General features: G+C 63.8%; 24 protein-coding genes and 1 tRNA gene. 13 read left to right on the top strand and 12 right to left on the bottom strand.

All coding sequences use genetic code 11. The features are described 5' to 3' along the window. Positions 1-17: 17 nt before the first annotated feature. Positions 18-215 carry a DUF5800 family protein gene (locus BLT08_RS04220; RefSeq protein WP_006090731.1) on the bottom strand — a complete coding sequence of 66 codons (198 nt, stop codon included), beginning with the start codon at positions 213-215 and terminating at the stop codon, positions 18-20. Between the two features lie 126 nt (positions 216-341). Here BLT08_RS04220 and BLT08_RS04215 point away from each other — a divergent pair, with 126 nt between their 5' ends. The 5 genes from BLT08_RS04215 (at position 342) to BLT08_RS04195 (ending at position 5974) form a co-directional block, all read left to right on the top strand. After that, positions 342-1202, top strand: a complete 861-nt coding sequence (locus tag BLT08_RS04215) for a polymer-forming cytoskeletal protein (RefSeq protein WP_090303515.1) — start codon at positions 342-344, stop codon at positions 1200-1202. Between the two features lie 252 nt (positions 1203-1454). Continuing rightward, positions 1455-2324 carry an electron transfer flavoprotein subunit beta/FixA family protein gene (locus tag BLT08_RS04210; protein ID WP_090303514.1) on the top strand — a complete coding sequence of 290 codons (870 nt, stop codon included), beginning with the start codon at positions 1455-1457 and terminating at the stop codon, positions 2322-2324. A gap of 1 nt (position 2325) precedes the next feature. Further along, entirely contained in the window at positions 2326-3906 is a 1581-nt protein-coding gene (locus tag BLT08_RS04205; RefSeq protein WP_090303513.1) for an electron transfer flavoprotein subunit alpha/FixB family protein, read from the top strand. Further along, on the top strand, positions 3906-5597 hold the full coding sequence (locus BLT08_RS04200) for an FAD-dependent monooxygenase (protein WP_090303512.1): 1692 nt from the start codon (positions 3906-3908) through the stop codon (positions 5595-5597). The genes BLT08_RS04205 and BLT08_RS04200 overlap by 1 nt, the downstream gene beginning before the upstream one ends. 2 nt (positions 5598-5599) lie before the next feature. Beyond that, positions 5600-5974, top strand: coding sequence for a DUF8055 family protein (locus tag BLT08_RS04195; protein ID WP_090303511.1), 375 nt, complete (start codon positions 5600-5602; stop codon positions 5972-5974). A gap of 25 nt (positions 5975-5999) precedes the next feature. Here BLT08_RS04195 and phoU read toward each other — a convergent pair whose 3' ends face one another. Further along, the gene (gene phoU, locus BLT08_RS04190; protein WP_090303510.1) at positions 6000-6671 is read right to left on the bottom strand and encodes a phosphate signaling complex protein PhoU; all 672 of its coding nucleotides are present in this window, start codon (positions 6669-6671) and stop codon (positions 6000-6002) included. Between the two features lie 206 nt (positions 6672-6877). On the opposite strand from phoU, the gene BLT08_RS04185 reads away from it, so the two are divergent. The 4 genes from BLT08_RS04185 to BLT08_RS04170 all read left to right on the top strand — a co-directional run bounded on the left by BLT08_RS04185 (position 6878) and on the right by BLT08_RS04170 (position 10091). Then, positions 6878-7327 (top strand): universal stress protein, encoded by a 450-nt coding sequence (locus BLT08_RS04185; RefSeq protein WP_090303509.1) that lies wholly within the window; start codon positions 6878-6880, stop codon positions 7325-7327. Between the two features lie 167 nt (positions 7328-7494). Continuing rightward, positions 7495-8229, top strand: a complete 735-nt coding sequence (locus tag BLT08_RS04180) for an HNH endonuclease (RefSeq protein WP_090303508.1) — start codon at positions 7495-7497, stop codon at positions 8227-8229. Between the two features lie 204 nt (positions 8230-8433). Continuing rightward, the gene (locus tag BLT08_RS04175) at positions 8434-9822 is read left to right on the top strand and encodes an FAD-binding oxidoreductase (RefSeq protein ID WP_090303507.1); all 1389 of its coding nucleotides are present in this window, start codon (positions 8434-8436) and stop codon (positions 9820-9822) included. Then, the gene (locus BLT08_RS04170) at positions 9819-10091 is read left to right on the top strand and encodes a hypothetical protein (RefSeq protein ID WP_090303506.1); all 273 of its coding nucleotides are present in this window, start codon (positions 9819-9821) and stop codon (positions 10089-10091) included. The genes BLT08_RS04175 and BLT08_RS04170 overlap by 4 nt, the downstream gene beginning before the upstream one ends. 26 nt (positions 10092-10117) lie before the next feature. Here BLT08_RS04170 and BLT08_RS04165 read toward each other — a convergent pair whose 3' ends face one another. The 6 genes from BLT08_RS04165 to BLT08_RS04140 form a co-directional block, all read right to left on the bottom strand. Further along, positions 10118-10957: an ABC transporter permease gene (locus BLT08_RS04165; protein ID WP_090303505.1), complete on the bottom strand. Its 840-nt coding sequence runs from the start codon at positions 10955-10957 to the stop codon at positions 10118-10120. A 61-nt stretch (positions 10958-11018) separates the two neighbouring features. Further along, complete coding sequence (gene pstB, locus BLT08_RS04160) at positions 11019-11882, bottom strand: phosphate ABC transporter ATP-binding protein PstB (protein WP_090303504.1); 864 nt, start codon at positions 11880-11882, stop codon at positions 11019-11021. A 408-nt stretch (positions 11883-12290) separates the two neighbouring features. After that, positions 12291-13952 (bottom strand): sensor histidine kinase, encoded by a 1662-nt coding sequence (locus BLT08_RS04155; RefSeq protein ID WP_090303503.1) that lies wholly within the window; start codon positions 13950-13952, stop codon positions 12291-12293. Between the two features lie 169 nt (positions 13953-14121). Continuing rightward, a complete protein-coding gene (gene pstA / locus BLT08_RS04150) occupies positions 14122-15057 on the bottom strand; it encodes a phosphate ABC transporter permease PstA (protein WP_090303502.1) in 936 nt (311 codons plus the stop codon). Then, positions 15054-15977, bottom strand: coding sequence for a phosphate ABC transporter permease subunit PstC (gene pstC, locus BLT08_RS04145; RefSeq protein ID WP_090303501.1), 924 nt, complete (start codon positions 15975-15977; stop codon positions 15054-15056). The genes pstA and pstC overlap by 4 nt, the downstream gene beginning before the upstream one ends. Positions 15978-16035: 58 nt before the next feature. Continuing rightward, entirely contained in the window at positions 16036-17007 is a 972-nt protein-coding gene (locus BLT08_RS04140) for a PstS family phosphate ABC transporter substrate-binding protein (RefSeq protein ID WP_090303500.1), read from the bottom strand. A 202-nt stretch (positions 17008-17209) separates the two neighbouring features. Between BLT08_RS04140 and BLT08_RS04135 the strand changes: the two genes are divergently transcribed. Beyond that, a complete protein-coding gene (locus BLT08_RS04135) occupies positions 17210-18205 on the top strand; it encodes a phosphate signaling complex PhoU family protein (protein ID WP_090303499.1) in 996 nt (331 codons plus the stop codon). Positions 18206-18342: 137 nt separating this feature from the next. Here BLT08_RS04135 and BLT08_RS04130 read toward each other — a convergent pair whose 3' ends face one another. The 3 genes from BLT08_RS04130 to BLT08_RS04120 all read right to left on the bottom strand — a co-directional run bounded on the left by BLT08_RS04130 (position 18343) and on the right by BLT08_RS04120 (position 22785). Beyond that, positions 18343-18714 carry a 30S ribosomal protein S8e gene (locus BLT08_RS04130; RefSeq protein WP_090303498.1) on the bottom strand — a complete coding sequence of 124 codons (372 nt, stop codon included), beginning with the start codon at positions 18712-18714 and terminating at the stop codon, positions 18343-18345. A 171-nt stretch (positions 18715-18885) separates the two neighbouring features. Continuing rightward, complete coding sequence (locus BLT08_RS04125) at positions 18886-20238, bottom strand: outer membrane protein assembly factor BamB family protein (RefSeq protein WP_090303497.1); 1353 nt, start codon at positions 20236-20238, stop codon at positions 18886-18888. 291 nt (positions 20239-20529) lie between these two features. Continuing rightward, positions 20530-22785 (bottom strand): NADP-dependent malic enzyme, encoded by a 2256-nt coding sequence (locus BLT08_RS04120; RefSeq protein ID WP_090303496.1) that lies wholly within the window; start codon positions 22783-22785, stop codon positions 20530-20532. A gap of 144 nt (positions 22786-22929) precedes the next feature. Here BLT08_RS04120 and BLT08_RS04115 point away from each other — a divergent pair, with 144 nt between their 5' ends. Continuing rightward, a complete protein-coding gene (locus tag BLT08_RS04115; RefSeq protein ID WP_090303495.1) occupies positions 22930-23421 on the top strand; it encodes a phosphopantetheine adenylyltransferase in 492 nt (163 codons plus the stop codon). A 141-nt stretch (positions 23422-23562) separates the two neighbouring features. On the opposite strand, the gene BLT08_RS04110 is transcribed toward BLT08_RS04115, so the two are convergent. Further along, complete coding sequence (locus tag BLT08_RS04110; protein ID WP_090303494.1) at positions 23563-23871, bottom strand: transcription initiation factor IIB family protein; 309 nt, start codon at positions 23869-23871, stop codon at positions 23563-23565. Between the two features lie 481 nt (positions 23872-24352). On the opposite strand from BLT08_RS04110, the gene BLT08_RS04105 reads away from it, so the two are divergent. After that, positions 24353-24437 (top strand) — tRNA-Leu (locus BLT08_RS04105). A 510-nt stretch (positions 24438-24947) separates the two neighbouring features. Next, positions 24948-25760 (top strand): diadenylate cyclase DacZ, encoded by an 813-nt coding sequence (gene dacZ, locus BLT08_RS04100; RefSeq protein WP_090303493.1) that lies wholly within the window; start codon positions 24948-24950, stop codon positions 25758-25760. The last annotated feature ends 1 nt before the right edge of the window (position 25761 follow it).

Genomic DNA, 25761 nt, shown 5'->3' with positions numbered 1-25761 from the left:
CGCCCGAGATCTGACGCTCAGTCGAGAATATCGCCGACGCGCCGCGGTTCGCCCTGCAGGTTCGGCTGTTCGGCGACGATCTTGAGCACTTCGTGGTCAGTCACGTCGTAGTAGGACTTCTCCGTGGCCTCTTCGATGAGTTCCTTCTCGAGGCGAAATTCGGTTCCTTCGTAGACGACGTCGACGCCCTCGTCGTCGAACGCAAGTGTAGTCATGTGCGAGTGTACGCGGTGGGGGCCATAAAAGCGAGGCGACTGCATCCGACAGGCGTGAGACGCGCGTCAGACGGACGGCGGACGACGCGCGAGATTTATTACCGGATAACTCCTTTGGCCTGAAACGTGGCATTTAGCAGGGATCCGCTCGACGAACTCGTCGTTCCCGACGGGACGGAAGCCAAGGAAGTCGACCTCGTGACCGACGGAGACGTCCTCGTCGGCGCCCGGTCGACGATCGACTTCGGCGTCCGCGGCCGAAACGTCCTCGCCGGCGAGAGCGTCGAGTTCGGCGGTGCCATCGAAGCCGAGGGCGACTGCCGACTCGACATGTGGTGTGACGTCGCCGAGAACGTGCTGGTCGGGCAGGACGCCTACATCGGCGAGCGAGTCCACGTCGCGGGCGAGATGAAAGTCGCCGGCGATCTGGACATCGGCGACGACGTCGAGATCGAGGAGGGGTTCGAGGCCAACGGCTGGATCGTCATCCGCAACCCGATGCCGACCATCGTCCTGCTTTTCGTTTACCTCAAACATCTCCTGCTCGTCGGCGAAGAGGACACCGCCCAGCGGCTCGTCTCCGAACTCGTCGACGAAGAGGGAGACGCCCAACCCGACGTCGAACCGCTCGTGATCCCCCGGAACGCGACCGTCAGCGACGACGCCTGGCGGGTCTCGACGCCCGCGACGATCGGCGACGACTGCCGGCTTCACGGCAACGTCCGCGCCGAGACGATCGACGTCGGCACCGATACGACGATCTTCGGCAGCCTCCGCGCTCGAGGCGACGTCACCGTCGGCGAGGGAACGCGAATTCACGGCGATCTGACGACCCGCGACGGCGACGTCACGATCGAACCGACCGCTCGCATCCTCGGCGACGTCTCGTGCAACGACCTCGAACTCGGCCCCGAAGCCGAAATCGACGGCACGATCCGCGCGGACGGCGAAATTACGATGGGGACGACCGAACGCGATCCCGAGTGAGCACGACCGAATCGCTAACAGTCGGTTGCATCCGTGATCGTCTATCCGACGGTCAGTTCGTCACGTCCGCCGAGAGATCCCTTGTCGTGGATTCGCTGCCCGCCTCGAGCCGAAAGTGTCGCCGGTCGAACGAGTAGCGAGCGGACCGACGGCTTCTCGTGGCGATTTTTACCCCTATTCTTAATACCGATAATTACGATAGGGGTTGACAGGCATGGGAGTGACAATCACACAACCGAAACGGAGGGTGCGATGCGATCGATCGTACTGACGAAAGGGGTCCCGGACTTTTCAGAAGGGGCCGTCTCGTTCGACGAGGACGGCCACCTCGAGCGCGGAAAGACGCCGACGGTGATGAATCCGAACGACAAGTTCGCCGTCCAGGCCGCGCTACAAACGCGGGTTCGCCACGGCGGGCACGTTAGCGGGATGAGTATGGGCCCGCCGGGCTACGCCGACGTCCTGAAGGAGGCCATGGAGACGGTCTACACCGACGACAATTACCTGCTCTCCGACCGGGAACTCGCCGCGTCGGACACGTGGGCGACGGCGATCACGCTCTGTGCCGGTCTCGAGACCTATCAGGAGGAGGTCGGCGACATCGATATCGTCTTCGCCGGCTTCAAATCGGCCGACGGGGAGACGGGCCAGACCGGCCCCCAGACCGCGTGGGCGATGGACTGGCCGATCGTCACGCACGTCCTCGCGCTCGACATCGATCCCGACGAGCGAGTGCTCCGAGCGAAACGGCTCGTCGAGGGCGATATCGACGAGATCGAGACCGTGGAGGTGCCGCTTCCCTGCTTCGTCGTCACCGATCCCGAGTTCGAGCCGACCTACCGAAAGGCCTCACACCGGCTGACGCACAAGCAACTCAGGGCTGAAACCGAGGAACGAGCGGCCGACCACGAGGAGCACCTGACGACGTGGAACCACGAGGATCTGAACCTCGATCCCGACTACATCGGGCTCGACGGCTCGCCGACGATCGTCTCGTCGGTCGATCCGATCCCCAAAGCGCCCTCGGAACGGGAGGCGACGATGATCGATCCCGGCGACGAAGACGAGATGAGCGAGATGCTCGAGGAGATGCAACCGTACGCGACAGGAGCGGGTGATTGAGATGACCGACGTAGACCCCAACGAACACACGGTCGACGAACTGACCGAGGAACTCGAGACGATCGACGACGCGGACGAACTGCAGACGATCCTCGAGGCCGAACAGACCGGACAGGATCGGGCGACCGCTCGCGAAGCGGTCCACAAGCGCCTCGAGGACATCGGCGAACTCGACGCCGACGAGTCGGAAGCCAGCGACGGCGTCGAGGAGGGAACCGAGACCGAAGGCGAGTACGAGGGGACGAAAGAGGACGTCGGCGAAGAAGCCGAGGGCGAGGAGGTCGATGAAGCGGTCGAGGACGAGGAGACCGAACCGGACGAAGCCGACGTCGAGGAAGACGACGGCCTCTCACACCCAACGCGCGACAAGCGACACGTCCGCGCGCTCGCCGACGGCGAGTACGCCGACATGTGGGTGTTCTGCGAGACCCAGGGCGGCGAGTTGCTCGACGTCTCGCTCGAGATGCTCGGCAAGGCCCGCGAACTAATGGACCAATTCGAGGAGGACTACAACGACGAGGAACGCGTCGTCGCGTTCCTCATGGGCGACGACTGCGAGGGGCTCGCCGAGGAGTGCATCGCCTACGGTGCGGACGTCGCGGTGTACCACGACGACGAACGGCTCGAGCGATTCCTCCACAAACCCTACACCGAAATTACGTCCCACATGGCCCGCGGCGAGGGGACCGTCGAGAGCACCGACTGGCGCGAGTACGACAAGCCACGGTACATCCTGTTCCCGGCGACCAACAACGGTCGCGACCTCTCGGCGAAGGTGCAGGCGGAACTCGACTCCGGGCTGGCCTCCGACTGTTCGGACCTCTACATCGAGGAGAACGAGGTCTCGAACCCGGTCAAGACGGGCGAGCCCGGCGTCAAGAAGACTTTCGAGAAGGTCTTACATATGAAGCGGCCGGACTTCTCGGGCTTCGAGTACTCGACGATCCTCTGTCTCGACAATCCGGGACGGGAGTTCCACCCGCAGGGGGCGTCGATCATCCCCGGCAGCTTCGATCCGATCGAACGTGACTCCGACCGGGAGGGGCTCGTGATCGAACACGACATGGACCTCGAGGCGGACTGGTTCCGCGTCGAGATCACCGAGCACGACCAGCTCGAGGCCGGAATCGACCTCACCGGCCACGAGGTCGTCGTCTGTCTCGGGCGCGGCATCGCGGACGATCCCACCCAGGGGATGGAGCTCGGACTCGATCTGGCCGACGCCTTCGAGGACGCCGAACTCGGCATCACTCGGGGAATCGTCACCTCGTCCTACCAGTTCGAGGGCCACGTCGAGGAGTACTCGAAAGAGGAACGCCAGATCGGCGAGACGGGACAGGTCGTCGCGCCCGAGCTGTACATTGCTGCCGGAGTGTCCGGCGCGGTTCAGCACAAGGTCGGGATGGACGAGTCGGACACCATCGTCTCGATCAACACGGATACCGACGCCCGAATCCGTGACTTCTCGGACTACTTCGTCGAGGGCGATCTGTTCGAGGTGTTGCCGCGGCTGACGCGGGCGGTCGAATCGGGCGAGATCGAACTCGAGGCGATGGCGGACGGGAGCGGAGGTGACGACTGATGAGTACTGAAAGCGACGACACGGGCGAGTACGAACACTACGAGGCCGTCGTCGTCGGCTGTGGCCCCGGCGGGGCCGCGGCCGCCGCGCGACTGGCGGATCACGGCGTCGAGACGCTCGTCTTAGAGCGCGGCACTGAAGCGGGATCGAAGAACGTCTCCGGCGGACTGATCTACGCCGAGGAGTCGGCCGCCTACACGATCGACGACCTCTTCGACGGCTTCCGCGAGGCGGCCGCAGAACGGCCGGTCACGGACTACCACATCCACAACATCGCGGGGAACAAGGTCAAGAGCTACGAGCTAACCGACCTGCACGAGCACGACACCGACTGGTGTGACGCGGTGCTCCGCCGGCAGATGGACTCCTGGCTCGAGCGGCGCGTCCACGAGAAGACCAGCGAGACGGGCGGCGGCGTGTTGACGGACGTCCGCGTGAACGGCCTGCTCCGCGAAAACGGAGAGATCGTCGGCGTCACCTGCGACGAACTCGATCCCATCAAAGCCGACCTGATCGTCGGCGCGGACGGCGTCAACTCCGAACTCGCCCGCGACGCCGGGCTGATGGACTGGGAGGAGCCCGACGAGTGGTTCCAGGGCGTCAAAGCCGTCGTCGACATGGAGCCGGACGTGGTCAACGACCGCTTCGGGATCGACGACGACGAGGGCGTCGCCCACCTGTTCTCGGGCGACCTCTTCGAGGACGTTCGCGGCGGCGGCTTCCTGTATACCAACGAGGACTCGCTGTCGATCGGGACCGTCTTCCACCTCGACAGCCTCGTCGAAGAGAACGCCGAGCCACACGAACTGCTCGACGCGTTGCTCACCCATCCGTTGCTGGCCCAGTGGCTCCGCGACGACTACGACGAGCGCGAGTACTCGGCGAAACTCGTCCCCGACTCGAAGAAGGTTGCCCACCCCGAGCCCTACCAGGACCGACTGGTACTCGTCGGCGACGCCGCCGGTCAGATGCAGGCCCAGGGTCCGATCATCAAGGGCATGAACCACGCCGTCACCGCCGGCGCGCTCGCGGCCGACGCCTTCGTGGTCACCCGCGACGATGCAGAATCCGAGGCCGCCGGTCGACGGTACGCACAGATGCTCGAGAAATCCGGCACGATGGACAAGCTCCGGCCCCGACGCTACGAACTCAGCCGGGGCGTCGGCGAGCACGACCTGGTCGAGAGCGCGGTCGATCGAGTGCTCGAGTCCCGAGTCGGTTCGCTCGCGGTCGGCAACCCGATCGCGAACGGGCTGCTGAAGCGAGCCTACAACTCGCCGTTTCTGGTGTCGATGTTGCCCGACACGAGCACGGGGTACGTCACGCTCCCGACGGTCATCGGCGAGCAACACGGGCGGACCATCCACTGGGGCAGCGAGATCGAGCCGCCGACGCTCGAGGAACGCATCGGCGACCTCACCTACGATACGGACGTCGGAAACCCCCACATCGAACTCAGAGACGAGTCCGCCGAGGCCAGCGGGGCGGCCGTCCACGCCTGCCCGGTCAGCGCCGAGGACTTCGGCGGCGGCTGTTACCGCTCCGAGACGGTGAAGACGAACGGTACGGAGGAGACCCTGGTCAGCCTCGACACCCAGCCCTGCATCGAGTGTGGGACCTGTGCGATCGTCGCCGACACCGAGTGGGAACACCCGCGGGGCGGCAAGGGCGTCGAGTACCGCGAGGGATAGCCGTGAGCCGATACGGCCCGCGGATCGCGGCCCTCGAGCGCCGCGCGGAACGCGATCGGGCTGCCGTTGCAGTCGACGACAAGACCGTTCTCGAGCCAGAGAAGGCCTCGACGTATCTCCGCGAGGGCGCGGGGCAGGCGATCTGGCTCTACGTCGAAGCCCGAACCGGCGGTCGCTTGGTCCCGTTTTCGCCGGCCGAACTCGAGGCTCTGGAACGAGCGATGAACCGGTGGCTCGAGTGCTACACTCGCTGCTACGGAGTCGCGTTCGACGCCGATTTTACGGTCCGAGAAGCCGCGGAACTGCTCGTCCAGACGCGAAACGTCGACGACGTCGGCCAGTTGTTGACCGGAACGCCACCGCGAGAGCGCTGCTGACGCGCGCCGGGACTCGGAGATGCCGCTAGTAGATCAGTTCGTCGTCGTTCTCGACCATGTACAGCGTCCGTGCGGCGATGTTGACCGCGTGATCGCCGACGCGCTCGAGGTCACGAATCGTCAACAGTAGCCGGGAGACGTCCTGCAAGAGGAGTTCGACCTCCGAGGGGGAGTCGAGTTCGCGTTCGATGAGGTCTCGGACGACGATCTCGCTCGCTCGCTCGGCGAAGTGATCGAGATCGTCGTCGCGAGAGGCCAGCTCCCGGCAGGCCTCGGTGTCCTCGACGTCGTAGGCGACCATCGCATCCTCGATCATCTCGAGGGTGAGATCGCCCATCTCCTGGACGTCGACGTCGGGGAAGAGGTTCTCCTCGGCGTCCAAGGTGTACTCGCCGAGGTTGACCGCGAGGTCGGCGATTCGCTCTAAGTCGGTGATGATCTTGAACGAGGCGGCGATAAAGCGGAGGTCGCTCGCGACCGGTTGCTGCAGGGCCAGCAGATCGATACAGTCCTGCTCGAGATTGAGGTACATTCGGTTGATCTCGCCGTCGCCCTCGATCACCTGGTAAGCGAGCTCGTCGTCTTTCTGCTCCAGCGCGTCGAGCCCCATCCGAAGTCGCTCCATGACGACCTCACTCATGTAGAGGATATCCTCGCGGAGTTCCGCGAGCTGCTCCTGATACGATTTCCGAGCCATGATTCACGCACCTTTCCGGGCGAAGATATAGCTTGCGCTCATTTCGACGGTGATCGCGGCGTCCAGTAACCAGACGGAGTCAGCTGGCGGGTGTCAGAGGCGGACCGGACGGGACAACACCCGAAGAGCCGACCCCATCGCTAACGTTGCTCGATTGGAAAACACTATACGAACGTCCTCTAAACACCTGAAATAGAGTACGTTCGATGGCAAACGACATTATAATACCAACAGATGGGAGCGAGTACGCCGAAAAAGCAGCCGAAATCGGATTCAATTTCGCCGAAAAGCTCGATGCGACGGTCCACGCGCTCGCCGTCGGCGATGTCACTATCTCGGAGATTTCGTCGATCGGCGGCGCGCCGCCCCAGAGCAAACAGGACGTCACCGACGTCGCCGCCGAGTGGGCCGACGATCTCGCGGCGGCGGCCGAAGAACGCGGTCTCGAGACGGAGACCGTCGTCAAAACCGGCGTCCCCGCAGAGGAGATCGCAGCGTACGCGGCGGAGCTAGACGCCGAGATGATCGTGATCGGAACGGCCGGCCGGACCGGTCTGGAAAAACGGATTCTCGGCAGCGTCACCGACAAAGTCGTGCGAACGGCACCCGTCCCGGTCGTGACGGTTCGACCGGACGGAAGTATCGACGCGGCCTGATCGTCGCCCCAGTGCTCTCGGTGGGACCGCTGTGTTCACCGCTTTCGTCCGAACGATGGTCGTCCGAGTGCCGAGTTCTCTGCGTGACCGGAATCGTCAGCGTGCCGGGGTCGTCTCGAGTCCGCCGATGGTCCTTTGAGACCACGAGTCGTACGGTCTCGAAACCGATGGGGAATCGGAGCGAACGGGAGACCGGCGACCGACCCGACGATCACGGCTACGGCGAGGGCTGGGAGGAACTTCGCCAACAAACGCTGCGTCGGGACGGGTACGCCTGTACGCGCTGCGGGGCCGACGATCGGACGCTCCAGGCCCACCACGTCGTCCCGAGATCGGCCGGCGGACCGGACGACCTCGAGAACTTACTCACGGTCTGTCGTCCGTGCCACGGCGTGATCCACCGGTCCAACGGCGCGTTCGACGACGTTCGCGACGACGCGCCGCTCTTTCCCGACCGCACCGCGCCCGCTCCCGTCGCCCGGATGCGGACCCCGGACGATCAGTGCTGTAGTCGGTGCGGAGCCCAGCGCGACGACCCGACGGAACTGGTCGCCTGGACCGACGTGCCGACACCGGCAGACGGGCGGGAGACCGACCACCTGATCCTCTGCAAACCGTGTGCCGGACTGGTACTCGAGCGCGAGCCGAACTGTACTCGAGGCTCGCTCTCCGCCAATCACCGGTTCTCGACGCACGAACTCGCGTCGCGACGAGCGAACGCCCCGGTTCGTCCCAGCGTGTTCGCGTCGCCCCAGGTCGCGATTCGTCGGGAGCCCCGGACCGCTCGCGAACGACTGGTCGACGACACGCCGCTCCGGTTCGCCGTCAACCACGCCGGGATCCGCTGGGCGATGCTCGCCGCGATAGGGTACGTCCTCCTGATGCTCGTCGTCTCGCTGTGAACGTCGTGTACAGACCTTCCCTACGCCTGCTTTCGGTCCTGCAGCCGGTGACCGCGACGCAGCGGTCGCACGGAGCCCAGTGACTGCCGGATCGGCACTCACTACGTTCATCACGCTCTCGGTAGTCCCTAGATGCGTGCTTGGTAATAGCACGCTATTACCGGGGCGATACCCGTTCGTCGCGAGTCGGACGGGGGAGATAGTATGGCAACAACAGCAACAGACGATGATGCGGCGATCGAGGAACTGTCGGCGACGCTGCGAGGTGAACTGATTCGACCCGCCGATCCGGCGTTCGACGACGCGCGCACCGTTTACAACGGAATGATCGACAAGCACCCGGGGCTGATCGTCCGGTGTGCGAACGTCGCGGACGTGATCGCAGCGGTAACGTTCGGACGCGAACGCGGGCTCGAGACGGCGATTCGAAGCGGGGGCCACAGCGGTCCGGGACTGGCGCTCGTCGACGACGGACTGGTCATCGATCTCTCCGAGATGACCGGGATCCGAGTCGACCCCGAGGCGGAGACGGTCCGCGTCGAACCGGGCTGCACCTGGGGCGACGTCGACCACGCCACCCACGCGTTCGGGATGGCGACCGTCAGCGGCGTCATCTCGACGACCGGCGTCGGCGGACTGACGCTCGGCGGCGGCCACGGCTACCTGAGCCGAAAGTACGGACTGGCCATCGACAATCTCGTGAGCGCTGACGTAGTGCTGGCCGACGGCCGCTTGGTCCACGCCAGCGAGGACGAGAACGCCGATCTGTTCTGGGCGCTGCGCGGCGGCGGCGGTAACTTCGGCGTCGTCACCGCGTTCGAGTTCCAGTTACAGCCGGTCGAGACGGTGGTCGCCGGCCCGATGTTCTGGCCGATCGAGGAACTCGAGACGACGATGCGCTGGTACCGCGAGTGGCTGCCCGAAGCGCCGGAGGACGTCTACGCGTTCTACCTCACTGCCGAGGTTCCGGGAGATCCCTTCCCGGCGGAGATACACGGCGAGAAGGTCTGCGGGCTGCTGTGGTGTTACACGGGCCCGGAAGCGGAGGCGGAGGCCGCGATCCAACCGGCCCGCGACGTAGCTGAACCCCTGTTCGAACACGTCGGGCCGATGCCGTATCCGACGCTCCAGAGCATGTTCGACGACCTCTACCCGCCGGGTGACCAGTGGTACTGGAAGGGAGACTTCGTGGCGGAGTTGACCGACGACGCCATCGAGGAGCATCGACGCTTCGGGGAGGTGCCGACCCCTAAGTCGACGATGCACCTCTACCCGATCGACGGGGCCGTCCACCGCGTCGGTGCGGACGAGACGGCGTGGAGCCACCGCGACGCCACGTGGTCGATGGTGATCGTCGGCGTCGATCCGGACCCCGCCGAACGCGATCGCATCACCGAGTGGGCTCGCGACTACTGGGCGGCGTTGCACCCGCACTCGGCCGGCGCGTCGTACATCAACTTCATGATGGACGAAGGCGAGGAGCGGATCCGAGCGACCTACGGGGACAACTACGCCCGGTTGCAAGAGGTCAAATCGAAGTACGATCCCGACAACTTCTTCCGGGTCAACCAGAATATCGAGCCGGCGACGTGACCGCCGGCGGAGGAGACCGCGCTGTCACTCTCGACGGGCGACTCTACAGCCTCGACGGGAACACCGACGTCGACACCCTGATCCAGCACCCCTACGATGTCGACAACACGCTTCAGGTGCATTCGGAGTATCTGTCGGAGACCGTCGGGGTCGATGTCGAACCCGAGCGTTTACCGCTGGCGGCGACGCCGGGCCACTCGAGTCGGACTGAGAGACGGCTCCGAAACCGATCCGCAGCAATAGGCCAGACCTACGACACCGAAACGTGATCCTCCGCTATCGGAAGTGTCGACGGTCAGTGGAGATCCGTTCGTCTAAACCGTGCGTATCCGATCGCGAGCGGCCCGACGAGCCAGAGGCCGAGCACGACGAGTCCAACCCAGTTTTGCAGATAGAGCGCATCGGACTCGTTGAACACCGTGAGTTCGTGAAACTCGGGGACGAGCGCTCTCGAGGCGTACTCGACCGCCGTCGATGGGTTGAGTACCCCGACGAACTGTATCCACTCCGGCAAGCCGTTTTCGGGGAGTTCCCAGCCAACAGCGACTAGCTGCAAGAAGAGCAAGAACGCGTCCCAGAGCAGCAAGAACACCACGAAGAGAACGGTTGCAGCCCCGAAAGCCATCGATCTGGATTTCACGAACGCCGAGAAGCCGACTCCGATTGCGACGTAAACCGACCCGTACAGCAGTGTCAAGAGCGTGTACCGAACGAATATCCCGAGCGCGAACGAGTCGTAGGTAAGTATCGCAACAGCGGCAGCAGTAGTGTACCCGGAAAGTATGGCAACCCAAATAACGGCTGTTCTGCCGAGAAATTTGCCGACCACTATATCGAGTCGAGTATGCGGGAGCCCCAGCATAAACTTGAGACTCCCGCGCTCGCGCTCGCCGGCGATCGCGTTGTAGCCGAGTCCGAGTCCGATCAACGGGACGAAAAACACCGCCGACTGCTGCATGCTGTTCATCAACGCGAGGGTACTTCGCGGCAGATAGCTCCCCTCGTGGATGTTGGGGACGTGCTGGATCGCGGCGAGGAATCCTGCCCAGAGCACGAACGCCAGCGTCGACACCAGCAGTGCGTTCGAACGAACGGTATCGAGAAATTCCTTCTCGGCAACCGTAATCAGGCTCACCGGAGCGACACCATGTACTATCCGTTTTCCGGGTGGTATAAAGCCTCACCGAACGTGTTTTCTATCCGAACTTTCCGGTGATGTAGTCCTCGACTCGATCGCTCTCGGGGTTCTCGAAGATCTTGTTCGTGTCGTCGAACTCGACGAGGTGGCCGCCGGTGAGGAACACGGCCGTTTTGTCGGAGATACGGGCCGCCTGCTGCATGTTGTGCGTGACGATGACCACCGTGTACTCCTTGGCGAGCTCCTCGACCAGATCCTCGATCTTCGAGGTGGCGACGGGGTCCAGCGCCGACGCCGGCTCGTCCATCAGGATGACCTCGGGGTCGGGCGCGATGGCGCGAGCGATGCAGAGTCGCTGTTGCTGGCCGCCGGAGAGGTCGAGTCCCGATGAGTCGAGCTGGTCTTCGACTTCTTCGAGCAACGCCGCGCGCTCGAGTGCGGTCCGGACCTGCTTCTCGACGTCGCCGTCGTCTTTGCCCTGGACGCGCAGCCCGTAGGCGACGTTGTCGAAGATGCTCTTCGGGAAGGGGTTCGGCTTCTGAAAGACCATGCCGATCTTCCGCCGGAGGGCGACGGGATCGACGTCGTCGTCGTAGACGTTCTTCCCGTGGAAGTAGAGGTCGCCCTCGACGCGAGCGACGTCGATGAGGTCGTTCATCCGGTTGATCGAGCGCAGGAACGTCGACTTCCCACAGCCCGAGGGACCGATGAGCGCGGTCACCTTCTTCTCGGGAATGTCCATATCGATCCCGTGAAGCGCCTGATCGTCGCCGTAGAAGACGTCGAGGTCTCGGGATTCGATGACGGCATCGTCGACGCGCGGGGTGCCGAGCGGCGCGTTGTCGGCCATCGACACGTCCGACCGAGCGCCGTCGGATTCTGTCGTCGATACGGTTCTGGGTCCGCCGCCATTCGCGGTCATATGAGGTGGTTGATCCTTGGGACTCACGCAGTTACTTGTTCCGAAATGTGCTTCGTTACGGGCAGTGTCGCGCAGGTACTCGCTCGAGCCACGACGGGACCGTTACTCGGCTCGGCGGACCGGCAATCTGGTTCGAGAGGCCGACGAACTGGCCACATGGGCCGGCAGAGGGTCCTATCTGGTGGAGTTCGGTCGGTCAATCTCTCGGATCGTCCGACTCGAGGCGCCGTCGTCATATCCGACACGATCAGTCGATCGAATAAATAGTGTGCTATGACGACTCCGTTCGGCTGCTGTCGCCCATATACCGCTACTGAGGGATATATAGGGAACTGTAGTCGAGGCACGAACGCCGTCAACCCTGGCCATCGACCGCCCGAACATCGGGGCGATAGCGCCGGAAGTGTATCAGGTCCGCTCCTCGTCGTCAGCGTCCGCTGTCGAGTCCGGCGCTCGAGCGAACTCGAGGACGACGGTCGTGCCGTCGGCTATCGCCGCGGTGCTCGAGTCCGCCGCCGGGATCAGCAGCCGTCCGTCGTACTGAGTCACGATCCAGTCGACCAGCCAGAGCCCGATGCCGCCGGTGTGACTGACCTGCGAGATTTTCCGGTTGCCGGTGATGACGGCGGCCTCGTCCGCCGGAATGCCGGGCCCGTCGTCGGCGACCAGAATCCGAACGACGTCGTCGTCCGTCTCGACGGTGACGTCGACGGTCGGCTCGGGGCCGGCGTGGTCGGCGATGTTCGCGAGCAGTTCGTCGATCGCGACGGCGATCTCTGGTCCGCAGACGGCGACGGCTCGATCCGGCATCGTCACGGTCAGGTTCGGTTTCGCGTCGTCGGCTCCCGACAGCCCGAACTGGACGATGCGTTCGTGGACGACGGCCGCGAGATCGATCCGCGGCGACTCCTCGCCGACCGGGTCGAGCAACTCCTCGGTCATCCGCGCTCGGTCGGCTAACGTGAGCAGTTCACCCGTCACCAGCCGGATCTCTCGGGCCGATTCCCGCTCGGGACCGTCCAGTTGATCCTCGAGGTCGCTGGCCCGACCGGCGACCACGTTGAGCGAGTTTCGGAGGTTGTGTCGCAGGATTCGATTGAGGACGAGCAGCATCTGCTCGCGCCGGGCCAGTGCGGTCCCGAGTCGCTCGAGCGCGTCGTCGATGCGCCGCCACTCGGCGGCCCCCTCGAACGACGGGCCCGCGTCGTACTCCCGTCGTTCGAGGGCCCTGACGCGGTCTGCGAACTGGCCGATCCGACGGATCTTCGAGCGGTACACCCAGCCGCCGAAGACGATGATCGAGCCGAGCAGGGCGATGCCGGAGACGGCCTGAAAGACGGCGAGCCGGTTGATTCGAGCGTCGACCGCCGCTCGATCACGGTGGGCCGTAACCGTCCAATCGACGGTCTCGAGGTCGGCGCTGTGGGCGACGGTCTGGTCGAAGCGATCGGCAGTCGTGTACAGCGTCTCGGTCTCAGTCGCGACCGTGACGGCCTCTCGCTCGTCGTCACCGCTTAGCCCGTCGAACAGACCCGTCTCCTCGAGTTGGGAGCCGCCGTTGATCGAGCCGACGACCTCGCCGTCGACGACGAGCGGCGCGCTGATCACGACGACCGTGTTGCCGGTCTGTGCCCGAAACGGGTCGCTGACGTGTTGCTCGCCGGCAAGCGCCCGCTGGACGTAGGTGCGGTCGCTGAAGTCGTCACCGACGATCGCTTCGGATTCGAACCCGAGTGACGTTGTCTCGAACGACTGGACCGTTCCATCCTCGTCGACTACTGACGCCCCGTCGAACGCGGTCGACGCGACGAACCGCTCGAGCGCCTCCCCCTGCCGATCCGCTCCGTGGGCGGCGAGATCGGGGTTGATCCCTCCGACTGCGACGGTTCGCCGCTGTTCCTCGAGGCGGTCGTCGAGGATCGACGCCGAGAGCGTCGCTCGGTCGGCGACCGACGTGTTCGCCTGCTCCTCGACGTCGGTTCGGTGGGCGTCGAACGTGACCACGAGCACGGCTCCCGCGACGAGAACGACGACCAAAAACACGATTCCGAACCGATGCACGAGCCTCATGCGAGCATGTATCGATACACGATACAGATAACGAACGCATTATTCTTGTGGCCATAGCCTTAATTCACTGTCATTTGGGCCAGGTACTAACGTGTTTGATCGGTCCGAAACCGAACAGCAGGAACTGGAACGGTCCGCGGGCTCGATGCGATCGTCCGGCGTGTGGACGCTACTTCCGCCGATCGTACTTGTTCCGGATGTAGATCGCGACCGCGTTCATCAGCAACAGAACTGTCAGGAGGACGATAATACCGGCGGCCGCGATGTGCTGGAAGTCACCTTCGGGCTCTTTCGCCCACGTGAAGATCTGCATCGGCATCGCGGCGAACGAGCCGGTCGGATCGGTCAGGTTCGGCGGAGCGAACATCGAGGTGGCCGCGCCGACCATGATGATCGGTGCCGTTTCGCCGATCGCTCGAGAGAGCGAGAGGATGATCCCCGTCATGATTCCCGGGATGGCCTCGGGGAGGACGACGTTGCGGATCGTCTGCCACTTCGTCGCACCGGTGCCGTACGACGCCCGGCGCATCGAGTCCGGCACCGCGCGCAGCGCCTCCTGCGTCTGGACGATGACGATCGGAAGGATCAACAGCGTCAGCGTCAGCGCACCCGCGAGCAGGCTCGAGCCCGCGCCGACCGCTCTGACGAACAGCGCCAGTCCGAGCAGTCCGTAGACGATCGACGGAACGCCCGCGAGATTCGAGATGTTCGCCTCGATGAACCGCGTCAGGAGGTTGTCGCCGGCGTACTCCTCGAGGTAGATCGCGGCGCCGACGCCGAGGATCAGCGTGAAGACGGCGGTCATCGCGATGAGGTAGATCGAACCGACGAGCGCCGGATAGATGCCGCCAGGCCCGGTCGGCAGGTCGCCGTAGTTCGCGGGATCGTAGTGTTCGGCCAGGTAGGACGGCGGGTGCGTCAGGAACTCCCAGGTGAGCCAGCCCCAGGCCTCGTTGACGACGTCGAAGACGAGCGCGATCAGCGCGACGATGCCGACCATCGTCGCCAGCAGGCAGGCGCCGAGGAAAATCCGCCCGTAGAACCGCATCCGACGGATCGAGGAGTCGTCCACCTCGAACGCGTCGGTTTCGGTCGGCGCGCTCATTGGTACTCCTCCCGGTAGCGCGAGCGGATCCACATGCTACCGACGTTCATCAGGAAGGTCATCACGAAAAGCGTCAGCCCGATCGCGAACAGGCTCATGTAGCCGATCGAGCCGACGGAGGCGTCACCGGTCCCAATTTCGACCATGTACGCCGTCATCGTCTGCATCTCGGCGAACGGGCTCATCGTGATCTGTGGGAGCATTCCGACGGCGAGCGTGACCGCCATCGTCTCGCCGATCGCTCGAGAGATCGCGAGAATGTACGCGGCCAGAATCCCCGACAGCGACGCCGGGAGGACGACCTGCGTCGAGACCTCGAACTTCGTCGCACCGAGACCGTAAGCAGCGTTTCGAAGCGAATCCGGCACCGAACTCATCGCGTCTTCGGAGATCGACGAGACCATCGGGATGATCATGATCCCGACGACGATCGCCCCGGAGAGCACGTTGAACGTCCCCACGTCCGCGTAGAAGTACTGGATGATCGGCGTGATAAACGAGAGTGCGAAAAAGCCGTAGACGATCGTCGGGATCCCGGCCAGAATCTCGAGGGTCGGCTTGACGGTGCGACGAACTCGCTCGTCGGCGTACTCCGAGAGGTAGATCGCCGTCAGCGTGCCGACCGGGAGCGCGATGAGCGCCGAGCCGATCGTCACCACGAGCGTCCCCCAGACGAGCGGGAGAACCCCGTAACTCGGATCGGTTGCGTCCCGCGGATTCCAGGTAGTCCCCGTGAGGTACTCGACAACCGATACCTCCGCGAAGAAGTCGATCGCCCCGTCGAGAAGGACGACGATGATCGCCAGCGTCGTCAGTACGGTTACGAGCGCACACGAGAAAAAGATCCACTTCGCGGCCCTGTCGACGAGCGATCCGACGTTGTTGTCTTCACGGCTGAGATCGATCGGCTCAGTGCTCATCGTCTCCCCCCAATTCCTCGTCGATCAGTGTGCGGCTCAGTGCCGTCGATAGCGGTGTTCATTCGTACTCCTCGAATAGTTCGTCGAGTTTCTCGTGCTGCGCGTCGATCGTCTCGTCCGGAACCGCGTAGAAGCCGACGTCTCGGGCCGTCTGTTGGGTGTTGTCGAGATAGTACCGGAGGAACACCCGGACGACCTCCCGTTCCAGCGCTTGCTCGCGTACGTAGAGGTACATCGGCCGTGAAAGCGGCGTATACGTGCCCTCTTCGATCGTGTCCGGTTCGGGGTAGATACAGCCGTCGCCGTCGTCGACGGCGATCAGATCGAGGTCGTCCTCGTTCTCGTAGTAGTAGCCGGCGCCGCCGAACCCGATCGCGTTGCGATTCCCTCTGACGCCGCGGATGATCGCGTTCGTGTCCGGCGTTCCGCTGTAGTCGCTGCGAATGTTTCCGACGTCTCCGTTGATCGTCTCCGTGAAGTAATCGAACGTTCCCGACGCCGTATCCCGGCCGTAGAACGAGATCTCCTCGTCGGGCCACTCGTCGTCGAGATCCTGCCACGTTTCGACGTCCGACCCGCTCTCCCACAGTTCGCGGAGTTCGTCGGTCGTCAAACAGTCACACCAGTCGTTCTCCGGGTGTTTCATGATCGCGAGTCCGTCCGTCACGACCTCGAGTTGAATCCAGTCGACGTCGTTGCTGTCGCACAGATCCTGCTCGTCGTCGGCGATATCGCGGCTCGCGTTCTGTAAATCGGTTTCGCCGCGACAGAACTGCTGAAAACCGGCTCCCGTTCCCGACCCTCTGACTGGAATCTGTACCTGATTGTTCTCCCAGTTGAACTGCTCGGCGACGAGGGCGCTGTTGGGCAACAACGTGTTCGATCCGTCGATAACGATCTCGCCCTCGAGACCGCTATCTTCGCCGTGAACGATACACCCCGACAGTCCCATCAGACTCGATCCTGCGACACCGAGTAAAACGCGACGACGAGAGACGCCGTCCGCACCGGACATCGGCTCGGTACCCATCGAGTAGGTATAGCGCACGTCCAGTCTAAATACCCTACTATGTTATCTATATATCTCTATGTTCGACACGGAGTAACAGGAGCGAGTTCCTGCCGTAGAACGGTTACATACGTCGGATTATCGCCACGTTGTCCCCCTGATCCGAGAGACGACATCTATAGAGAGGAGTGAATTTATACGTACCCTCCCGAAAGCGTCTCGCATGGAGACGCGCAAAGTGCAGGTAACGGGCGGTTCGACGTACACCGTCTCACTGCCGAAATCCTGGGCGACCGACAACGGCGTCAGCGCAGGAACGACGGTCGAATTCTACCCCGAGAACGATTCGCTCCTGTTGACGCCCCAGAGCGAGACCGACCGTCAGGAGGGGACCCTCGAAATCACCGACCTCGAGGGCGAACGACTCACGCGGGCCGTCATGACGATGTACGTCAGCGGGTTCGACATCATCCGACTCGAGGCGGGCCGAATCACGACCGACCAGCGCAGCGCGATCAGGAGTGCGACCCAGAGTCTCGTCGGAGTCGAAGTGTTAGAGGAGACGACCGACAGCGTCGTCATTCAGGACCTCCTCGACTCCGCGGAGCTCTCGATCGTCAACGCGGTGAGCCGAATGCGCCTGATCGCCCGATCGATGCTCGAGGACGCCGTCACTGCGCTCGTCGAGAACGACGACGACATCGCACAGGACGTTATCGAGCGCGACGACGACGTCGACCGGCTCTGGCTCGTCGTCTCCCGAATCTTCCGCGCCACGCTGCGCTCGCCCCGCGCCGCGGAGGAACTCGGCGTTCCCCGCGAGGACTGTTTCGACTACCACTCGAGCGCGCGCCAACTCGAACGAGTGGCCGATCACGCGGCCAAGATCTCCAATCTCGCGTTCAAGCTCGATGAGATCCCCGAGGACGTCGCCGACGCGCTCGTCGAACTCCACGGGGACGCCTCCGACATCCTCGAGAAGGCGATGGACGCGCTGGTCGCCGAGGAGTCCGAGGAGGCCACGCGACTGGGCCACGCCGCCCTCGAGTCCGTCCTCGAGATCGACGAACACACCCGGCGGATCGACGACATGCTGCGCGACTTAGACCCCGTCCAGGCCCAGTCGCTCGGCTTGATCGTCGACTCGCTCTCACGAAGCGCCGACTACGGCGGCAACATCGCGGAGACGGCGCTGCAAAAGGCCGCGCCGCGGCCCTGAGCCCGGTATTCGGCTGGAAACCCAACTCTTTGTCTCTCCCGTCACCGCGACGCCGCGCTCGAGAGCGTCGTCACTCGCGGTCGAACGAACGGTACGAGTGTCGTCCGACTCCGCCGGACGAACCGATAATCGAGACGTTACTCGAGGAGAACGGCGTTGACCTGACCGGTCTGGCCGGGTCGGGACGTGACGCGGGCCTGTCCTTCCGAAGTGTCGATGACGGCGCCCTTCGTGATGATGTTTCGGCGGACGTAGTTCGGGTTGGCGTCGTTCTCGACGACGTCTTCGATGTCGGCCGAGACGGTCTCGTCGCCCTTGTTGACGCTCGCGACGTTCGTTGCGAGTGCGCGCGTCTTCGTTCCGTTTCCACGGACGTCGACGGTTCGGAATCGCTGTTCGCCGACCTGCGTCTCGGTCGGCAGGCGACCGAGTTCGTCCTTTCGGCGTTTGCGGACGTTCTTCAGTCGGCCACCGGTTCGCTTGCGCGTAGAGCTACCCTGGTCTTGCATACCCGCAAACAATCTCGGCGGATATTTATATGCAACGGGATGGACGCCGGCGATGAACGACAGCCGTGCGCCGTGCTCACACGGTATCGCGGTCGTCGCGTTCGAGCCGAATTCGCTCGTCCTCGTTGGTCTGTCCCCGTCTCACCAGTCTTCGTTCGTCCGCAACCGATCTCACTCGTCTCCGACCAGACAGTACGCGTGGCCCGGAACCTCGGTCGTCTCCTCGTTTTCGTCGTCCGTCGATACGACGGCCCGTTCCGCGTAGTAGATTCGCCCGTCGACGGGGACCGGTGCGCTGGTGACGCGCCCCCGGTTCTCGACGCGCCAGTTTCGGTCGCCGGTTTCCTTGTCCAGCGCGTAGAGATGCGAATCGTACGAGCCGACGAGTACCGTCTCCGCGGTGATCGTCAGCGCACCGATGACGCGGCCGTCGACATCTGTCGACCAGATCTCCTCGCCGGAGGCGGCGTCGAGCGCGTAGACGAAGCCGTCGTCGCTTCCCATGTAGACGATATCCGTCTCGACATCGACCGCCGGGTTCGACATGATCGATCTGCCCGCCTCGAACGCCCACTCCTGAGAGCCGTCCTCGAGATCGAGGCAGTAGAAGGTATCGTCCCAACTACCGAAATAGCCGTAGCCGTCGTGGGCCGCGAGCGTGCCCTTGATTTCGGCGCCCGCGCGAAAGGCGCCGTCCTCCCGTTCCTCACCGTCGGCTTCGGCCTGGAACTCCCACGCGAACTCGAGGGAGGGGTACTCCCAGCAGTAGAGGACGCCGTCGTTCGAGCCGGCGAGGATTCGCCCCGTCTCAAGGTCGATCGTGGGCGAGGGATGGGGCTGGCCCCACATGCGGTCGTCCTTCCAGGTCGGCTCGCCCGTGTTCGGATCGATTTCCCAAAGCGTCCCCGTAGAGGGCGAGCCGTACTCGGAGACGACGTACAGCGAGCCGTCGTGGTAGGCCGGGCTCGAGCCGATCGCGAGCGCGTCGTCGAGATCCGCGGATCGAGTCCGCCAGACGATCTCGCCGCCCTCGATATCGAGAGCGTAGAGGTCGCCGTCGTAGCCCCCGATGTAGGCGGTGTCGCCGACGACGGCCGCCGAGCCGTGGAAGCCGAGGTCCGTCGCGCCCGTTCGCGTCGACCAGCGCAGTTCGCCTCCCGGCGTGTAGCCGTAGACCCAGCCCGTATCGCCCGCAAACAGGATCGTCTCCCCGTCGGGGGTCGGCACGGGGCTGGATTTGGCCGCCGTGTGCTCGACGTAGTTGAGCGGGAACTCCCAGTTGACGGTCACCGACTCCGGGACGGTTTCGTCTGGGTAGTACCCAAGTCGACGGAGTCCGCCGTGGAACAGCGAGACGTCCTCGGTGCCCTCGAGGCGGTTGCCGAGCGACGTCGGAAGGTCGACACAGCCGGCGAGTCCCGTCGCCGCGGCCGCGCCGCTCGCGGCGAGCAGTCGCCGGCGGGAGAAGCCAGCAGCGCGGTCTCGATCGGTCTCCGACACGGAGGAGTTGTTCGGACGTTGCATTCGGGTTCTACTGACACTCGGTACCCGCGACAGCTAAAACGCGGTGATCGATCGCCGCTCGTTCGTCACTTGGCGGTTCCTGCTCACTTCGCTCGCTCACGGTTTCCTTCGTTACCCGTTCGTGTCTCGTGATTCTCGCTCATTTCCGGCTCACGGGTCGCTTGCGCTCCCCGTTCGCAATTCGCGGTTCTCGCTCACTTCGTTCGCTCACGGGTCACTGCGTTCCCCGTTCGCTTTGCCGCGGTTCTCGCTCACTTCGTTCGCTCCGAACCGCGTTCGCTCCGAATCACGTTACTCTTGCTGTGCGTCGACGACCGCCACACCCGCCAGATTGACGATATCCTTGACCTCGTCGCCCCGCTGGAGAACGTGGACCGGCTCGTCCATCCCGACCAGCATCGGGCCGATGGCGTCCGCGCCGCCGAGGCGCTGGAGCAGCTTGTAGCCGATGTTGCCCGACTCGAGGTTCGGGAAGACCAGCACGTTCGCGGGTTCGTCGAGGTCCGAGAAGCCGTAGGTGCCCTCGAGGATATCCTCGACGACGGCCGTGTCGGCCTGCATCTCCCCGTCGACGGGGAAGTCGACTTCGGGGTCGTCCTGGAGCATCGCGGCCGCCTTGCGTGGCTTGCGGGTGCCCTCGTTGTCGACGCTGCCGAAGTTCGAGTACGATAGCAGTGCGGCGCGCGGTTCGATGTTGAACCGGCGGGCGAGTTTCCCCGTCTGCTTGGTGACCTCGGCGAGGACGTCCTCGTCGGGGGCCTGATTGACCGTCGCGTCGGCGACGAAGATCACGCGGTTCTTGAACGTGAGCATGTAGACGCCGGCCGCGTAGTCGACGTCGTCGTCCGTTCCGATGACCTGCAGCGGCGGGCGCAGGGCGGACGGATAGTGATGGGAGAGTCCGGTCAGGAGCGCGTCGGCGTCGCCCTGTTCGACCATCACGCTGCCGAAGTAGTTCGAGTCGCGCTCGACGAGTTCGCCGGCCTCGCTTCGCGTGATCCCCTTCCGCGCGCGGAGTTCGTGCAGGCGTTCGGCGTACGCCTCGTAGTCGCCGACCGAAGGGTCCGCGACCTGCGGATCGTAGTCCAGCCCGAGGTTCGCGGCGGTCCGGCGAATCTCGCCCTCGTCGCCGATCAGGATCGGCAGGGCGATCCCCTGCTCCTGGATCTGGTAGGCCGCCCGGATCATCTTCTCGTTCTCGCCCTCCGCGAGGGCGACCGTCTTGGGGTCGCTCTTGGCCTTGTTGAGGACGACGCGCATCATCTCGCGCGATTTGCCGAGGCGAGCCTCGAGCTCCTCCTCGTAGGCCTCGAGGTCGATCTCGGTCCGTGCGGCGCCGGACTCCATCGCGGCCTCTGCGATCGAGGGCGCCACGCGGAAGAGCACCCGGGGGTCGACCGGTTTCGGAATGATGTAGTTCGGGCCGTACTGGATCGGCTCGTCGCCGTAGGCCTTGACGACCGCGTCGGGGACGTCCTGCCGTGCGAGGTCGGCCAGCGCCTCGGCGCAGGCGACCTTCATCTCCTCGTTGATCTCGGTCGCGCGCACGTCGAGTGCCCCGCGGAAGATGAACGGGAAGCCGAGGACGTTGTTGACCTGGTTCGGGTAGTCCGAACGCCCGGTCGCCATGATGACGGTGTCGTCGCGGGCCGCTTTAGCCTCCTCGTAGCCGATCTCGGGATCGGGGTTAGCCATCGCGAAGACGATAGGATCGTCGCCCATGGACTGTATCATCTCCTGCGAGACGATGCCGCCGATCGAGAGGCCGACGAAGACGTCCGCACCGTCCATCGCGTCCGCGAGGTCGCCTTCGGGGACGTCGCGAGCGAACTGCCGTTTGTACTCGTTGACGTCGCCCGCGTCGGCGCGCTCGGCGGTGATGATCCCCGAGGAGTCACACATGGTGATGTTCTCCTTCTTGCAACCGAGCGAGACGTAGAAGCGGGCCGTCGCGATCGCGCTCGCTCCGGCACCCGAGAAGACGATTTCGAGGTCCTCGAGGTCCTTTCCAGCGATATCGGCGGCGTTGAGCAGCGCCGCGCCGGAGATGATCGCCGTCCCGTGCTGGTCGTCGTGGAAGACCGGAATGTCGATCTCCTCGCGCAGGCGCTCCTCGATGGTGAAACAGCCCGGCGCTTTGATATCCTCTAAGTTGACGCCGCCGAACGTCGGCTCCATCATCTTGACGGCCTCGACGACCTTGTCGGGATCGGCCTCGTCGAGTTCGATGTCGAAGACGTCGATGTCGGCGAAGCGCTTGAACAGGACGCCTTTCCCCTCCATGACCGGCTTCGAGGCCTGCGCGCCGATGTCGCCGAGTCCGAGCACGGCGGAGCCGTTCGAGACGACGCCGACGAGGTTACCCTTGGCCGTGTAGGTGTACGCCTCGTTTTCGTCCGCGTCGATCTCCAAACATGGCGCGGCGACACCGGGTGAGTACGCGAGCGAGAGGTCACGCTGCGTGTTCGTCGGCTTCGTCGTCGAAATTTCGATCTTTCCGGGCGGATCGGTTCGGTGGTACTCCAGTGAATCCTCGTCTAATCCCATATCGGGGACACTGCGGGCGACTACTAAAAACAATGCGAAGGGGAGGTACGACAATTGTCGAACATATCGATTGGTCTCTCCCCCTCGCATCGCGTCGTTCCCCGATTCGACCGTTTTATACGCACCGCTCGAGTGAGGTGGAGTATGGACGTCGCGCTTGGTGGGACGTTCGACCCCGTCCACGATGGCCATCGACGGCTGTTCGAACGGGCGTTCGAACTCGGGGACGTGACTGTGGGACTGACGAGCGACGAACTCGCACCGAAGACACGACACGTCGAGCGACGAGTCAGAGCGTTCGACGAGCGAAAAGCGGCGCTCGAGGACGAACTCGAATCGATCGCCGCCGACTACGACCGCGAGTTCGAGATTCGACGCCTCGACGGACCGACCGGCATCGCGACCGAACCGCAGTTCGACTATCTGGTCGTCTCGCCCGAAACCAAAGACGGCGGCGAGCGGATCAACGAAATCCGACGTGAACGAGGCCACGACCCACTCGAGGTCGTCGTCGTTCCGCACCTGCGGGCCGACGACGGTGACATTATCTCGAGTACGCGAATCGTCATGGGCGAAATCGACGAACACGGGAACGTCCTCGAGGACGCGGACAGCGAGACGGGCCGCTCCGAGTGAGTCGGAGAAATTCCCCATCGTCTGCGATGTAGGTGACTGTTCACCGCTGTTGTATCCGATTTCGGCTGCGTATCGTCTACTTACAGTGTCTCAGTGTGAAACTGTCCCCCTGAAACGGTCGAAACGGTGGCTTAGATCGACCTACCACCGCGGTGGTTCGAGACCCGCGGTCTCGAGTAACTCCTTCCAGCGGGATTGAATCGAGAGTCGCGAGACGTCCGCAGCGTCGGCGACGGCCCCCTGCGTTCGGCCGTCGCCCGCGACGAGCGATCCGGCGTAGACGCTCGCCGCGAGAACCGCCCGTTTCGACCGGTCTTCGTCGGGAACGTCGGCTAAAAAGAGATCCACCGCACACGACCGAGCGTCGGTCGAGAGCTCCAGTCGGTCCGCGACGCACTCGAGTTCATCGAGCCACTGTTCGTATTCGATACGATCTCGAGCGCTGTGCATACGAGAGGGTATCGGTGCATCGCCGATAAAGCTACGGAATAGGTGTATCAAAAGTTGAGTATATCGATAGGACTCGAGACATATACTCGGCGAAACGATCGACCAGCGCGGCGCTGTCCCGGACAATGTTCAGCTACGAACGAGTAGGCGAACTGGCCGTTCACTGTCAGTTTCACTAGGATACAACTACTAAACCGTCGCTGTCCCGCCATTCCAATAGACGCTCGTCGACCGGGTACGATCCGCGGCTGCGTCTCGTCTATGAAAGAGCCAACCTGCAAGCTCGTCTGCACCGGGTGCGGTTTAGAAATGCCGTACCGGGATCGATCGCTGGCCGAACAAGCGGCGGAGCTACATCAACTCCGGGACTCGGAGCACGTGACGTTCATCGTTCCGCCGGACTGGTCACCCGAGGAGCCGGTGACACACCCGTAGTGCGTATCGACAGTTTCTTACTGAGTTCGTGGATAGCTGAGAGTGCGCGCGGGTAGCCAAGCCAGGCCAACGGCGCAGCGCTTAGGACGCTGTCCCGTAGGGGTCCGCCGGTTCGAATCCGGTCCCGCGCACTGAACGAGTTTTCGAGCGCAGCGAGAAAACGAGTGAAGGAGCAGGACAGGATTCGGATCTTGCAAGGAACGCGCAGCGACTATCGGGAGCGAGCATTTCTTGCTCCGGTTCGAATCCGGTCCCGCGCATGCTTCTCCGAGCAATGACGCGAGGAGAAGCATCGCGAAGAGGATTCGAACGAGAGAAGACGCGCGCAGCGTCGCGAGCACGTCTTCACGTGGTTCGAATCCGGTCCCGCGCTTACTACACGAACTACGTCGTGGGCGGAGAATCCGGCCCCGCACAGTCGAGTACGATACCACTCGAGCAACCCACCCAACAACCATCGAGGCCCACGCTGCGAGCGTCCGCCGACACTCGAGGACCGATCCGAATCGGTGACCCGACCGTCGCCGAGCCCCCGTCACGGCCGGGAGCGGCCTTCTGACCGGCGAAACCGGATGCCACGCGACAGACGCACGTCAGACGGTCCACAACGCTTATTCACGCGGGACCGACTTGTATGATCAATGGACGGGTTAGACGACGTGTTCGGGGATCTCTACGCGAATGTCGATGCGGTCGTTCTCTTTTCGCCGAGCGGCTCGTACTACGAGCGGTTTACGGACATCGAGGACCTCGATCTGATCGTCATCGGCACCGAAAACGCCGTCGGCGCGGAGACGTTCGTCGAACTTCCCCTGGCGTTCGACGACATCAGAGAGCGAATCAAGTTCGGCCTCGAGGGCGCGTTAGAGCAGGACTTGATCGACGGTGGCGACGAACTCCTGTGTGCGACGAACACCTTCTCGGACAGTATCGACACGCTCTCTCGCGTCCGCGCGGATGCCGAAGCCCACACGGGAATCTACGACCTCTTCGTCAAATCCCGGGCGGAGCCGGAGGTCGTCAAGGCGGTTCTCGAGTTGGCCATCGAACTCGGAAAGAAAGGACAGAAGGGGAAACCGGTCGGCGCGCTGTTCGTCGTCGGCGACGCGGGCAAGGTGATGAACAAGTCCCGGCCGCTGTCGTACAACCCCTTCGAGAAATCTCACGTTCACGTCGGCGACCCGATCGTGAACGTGATGTTGAAGGAGTTCTCGCGGCTCGACGGGGCGTTCGTCATCTCCGATGCGGGGAAGATCGTCTCGGCGTATCGGTACCTCGAGCCGTCCGCCGAGGGAGTCGACATTCCGAAGGGGCTCGGCGCGCGCCACATGGCGGGTGGGGCGATCACGCGGGATACGAACGCGATAACGATCGTCCTCTCCGAGAGCGACGGACTCGTGCGGGCGTTCAAGGCCGGCGAGCTCATTCTGGAGGTCGATCCGGAGGCGTACTGAT

This window comes from Natronorubrum texcoconense, from assembly GCF_900100335.1.
GTDB classification, from domain to species: domain Archaea; phylum Halobacteriota; class Halobacteria; order Halobacteriales; family Natrialbaceae; genus Natronorubrum; species Natronorubrum texcoconense.
This window is presented reverse-complemented; position numbering and strand designations above follow the sequence as displayed.

Excerpts from the sequence above, each read along its gene's own strand:
- BLT08_RS04220 (WP_006090731.1), bottom strand. The coding sequence starts at position 215 with ATGACTACACTTGCGTTCGACGACGAGGGCGTCGACGTCGTCTACGAA.
- pstB (WP_090303504.1), bottom strand. The coding sequence starts at position 11,882 with ATGACCGCGAATGGCGGCGGACCCAGAACCGTATCGACGACAGAATCC.
- pstA (WP_090303502.1), bottom strand. The coding sequence starts at position 15,057 with ATGAGCGCGCCGACCGAAACCGACGCGTTCGAGGTGGACGACTCCTCG.
- pstC (WP_090303501.1), bottom strand. The coding sequence starts at position 15,977 with ATGAGCACTGAGCCGATCGATCTCAGCCGTGAAGACAACAACGTCGGA.
- BLT08_RS04205 (WP_090303513.1), top strand. The coding sequence starts at position 2,326 with ATGACCGACGTAGACCCCAACGAACACACGGTCGACGAACTGACCGAG.
- dacZ (WP_090303493.1), top strand. The coding sequence starts at position 24,948 with ATGGACGGGTTAGACGACGTGTTCGGGGATCTCTACGCGAATGTCGAT.
- BLT08_RS04140 (WP_090303500.1), bottom strand. The coding sequence starts at position 17,007 with ATGGGTACCGAGCCGATGTCCGGTGCGGACGGCGTCTCTCGTCGTCGC.
- BLT08_RS04125 (WP_090303497.1), bottom strand. The coding sequence starts at position 20,238 with ATGCAACGTCCGAACAACTCCTCCGTGTCGGAGACCGATCGAGACCGC.
- BLT08_RS04115 (WP_090303495.1), top strand. The coding sequence starts at position 22,930 with ATGGACGTCGCGCTTGGTGGGACGTTCGACCCCGTCCACGATGGCCAT.
- BLT08_RS04200 (WP_090303512.1), top strand. The coding sequence starts at position 3,906 with ATGAGTACTGAAAGCGACGACACGGGCGAGTACGAACACTACGAGGCC.
- BLT08_RS04210 (WP_090303514.1), top strand. The coding sequence starts at position 1,455 with ATGCGATCGATCGTACTGACGAAAGGGGTCCCGGACTTTTCAGAAGGG.
- BLT08_RS04110 (WP_090303494.1), bottom strand. The coding sequence starts at position 23,871 with ATGCACAGCGCTCGAGATCGTATCGAATACGAACAGTGGCTCGATGAA.
- BLT08_RS04135 (WP_090303499.1), top strand. The coding sequence starts at position 17,210 with ATGGAGACGCGCAAAGTGCAGGTAACGGGCGGTTCGACGTACACCGTC.
- BLT08_RS04180 (WP_090303508.1), top strand. The coding sequence starts at position 7,495 with ATGGGGAATCGGAGCGAACGGGAGACCGGCGACCGACCCGACGATCAC.
- BLT08_RS04155 (WP_090303503.1), bottom strand. The coding sequence starts at position 13,952 with ATGAGGCTCGTGCATCGGTTCGGAATCGTGTTTTTGGTCGTCGTTCTC.
- BLT08_RS04175 (WP_090303507.1), top strand. The coding sequence starts at position 8,434 with ATGGCAACAACAGCAACAGACGATGATGCGGCGATCGAGGAACTGTCG.
- BLT08_RS04130 (WP_090303498.1), bottom strand. The coding sequence starts at position 18,714 with ATGCAAGACCAGGGTAGCTCTACGCGCAAGCGAACCGGTGGCCGACTG.
- phoU (WP_090303510.1), bottom strand. The coding sequence starts at position 6,671 with ATGGCTCGGAAATCGTATCAGGAGCAGCTCGCGGAACTCCGCGAGGAT.
- BLT08_RS04185 (WP_090303509.1), top strand. The coding sequence starts at position 6,878 with ATGGCAAACGACATTATAATACCAACAGATGGGAGCGAGTACGCCGAA.
- BLT08_RS04120 (WP_090303496.1), bottom strand. The coding sequence starts at position 22,785 with ATGGGATTAGACGAGGATTCACTGGAGTACCACCGAACCGATCCGCCC.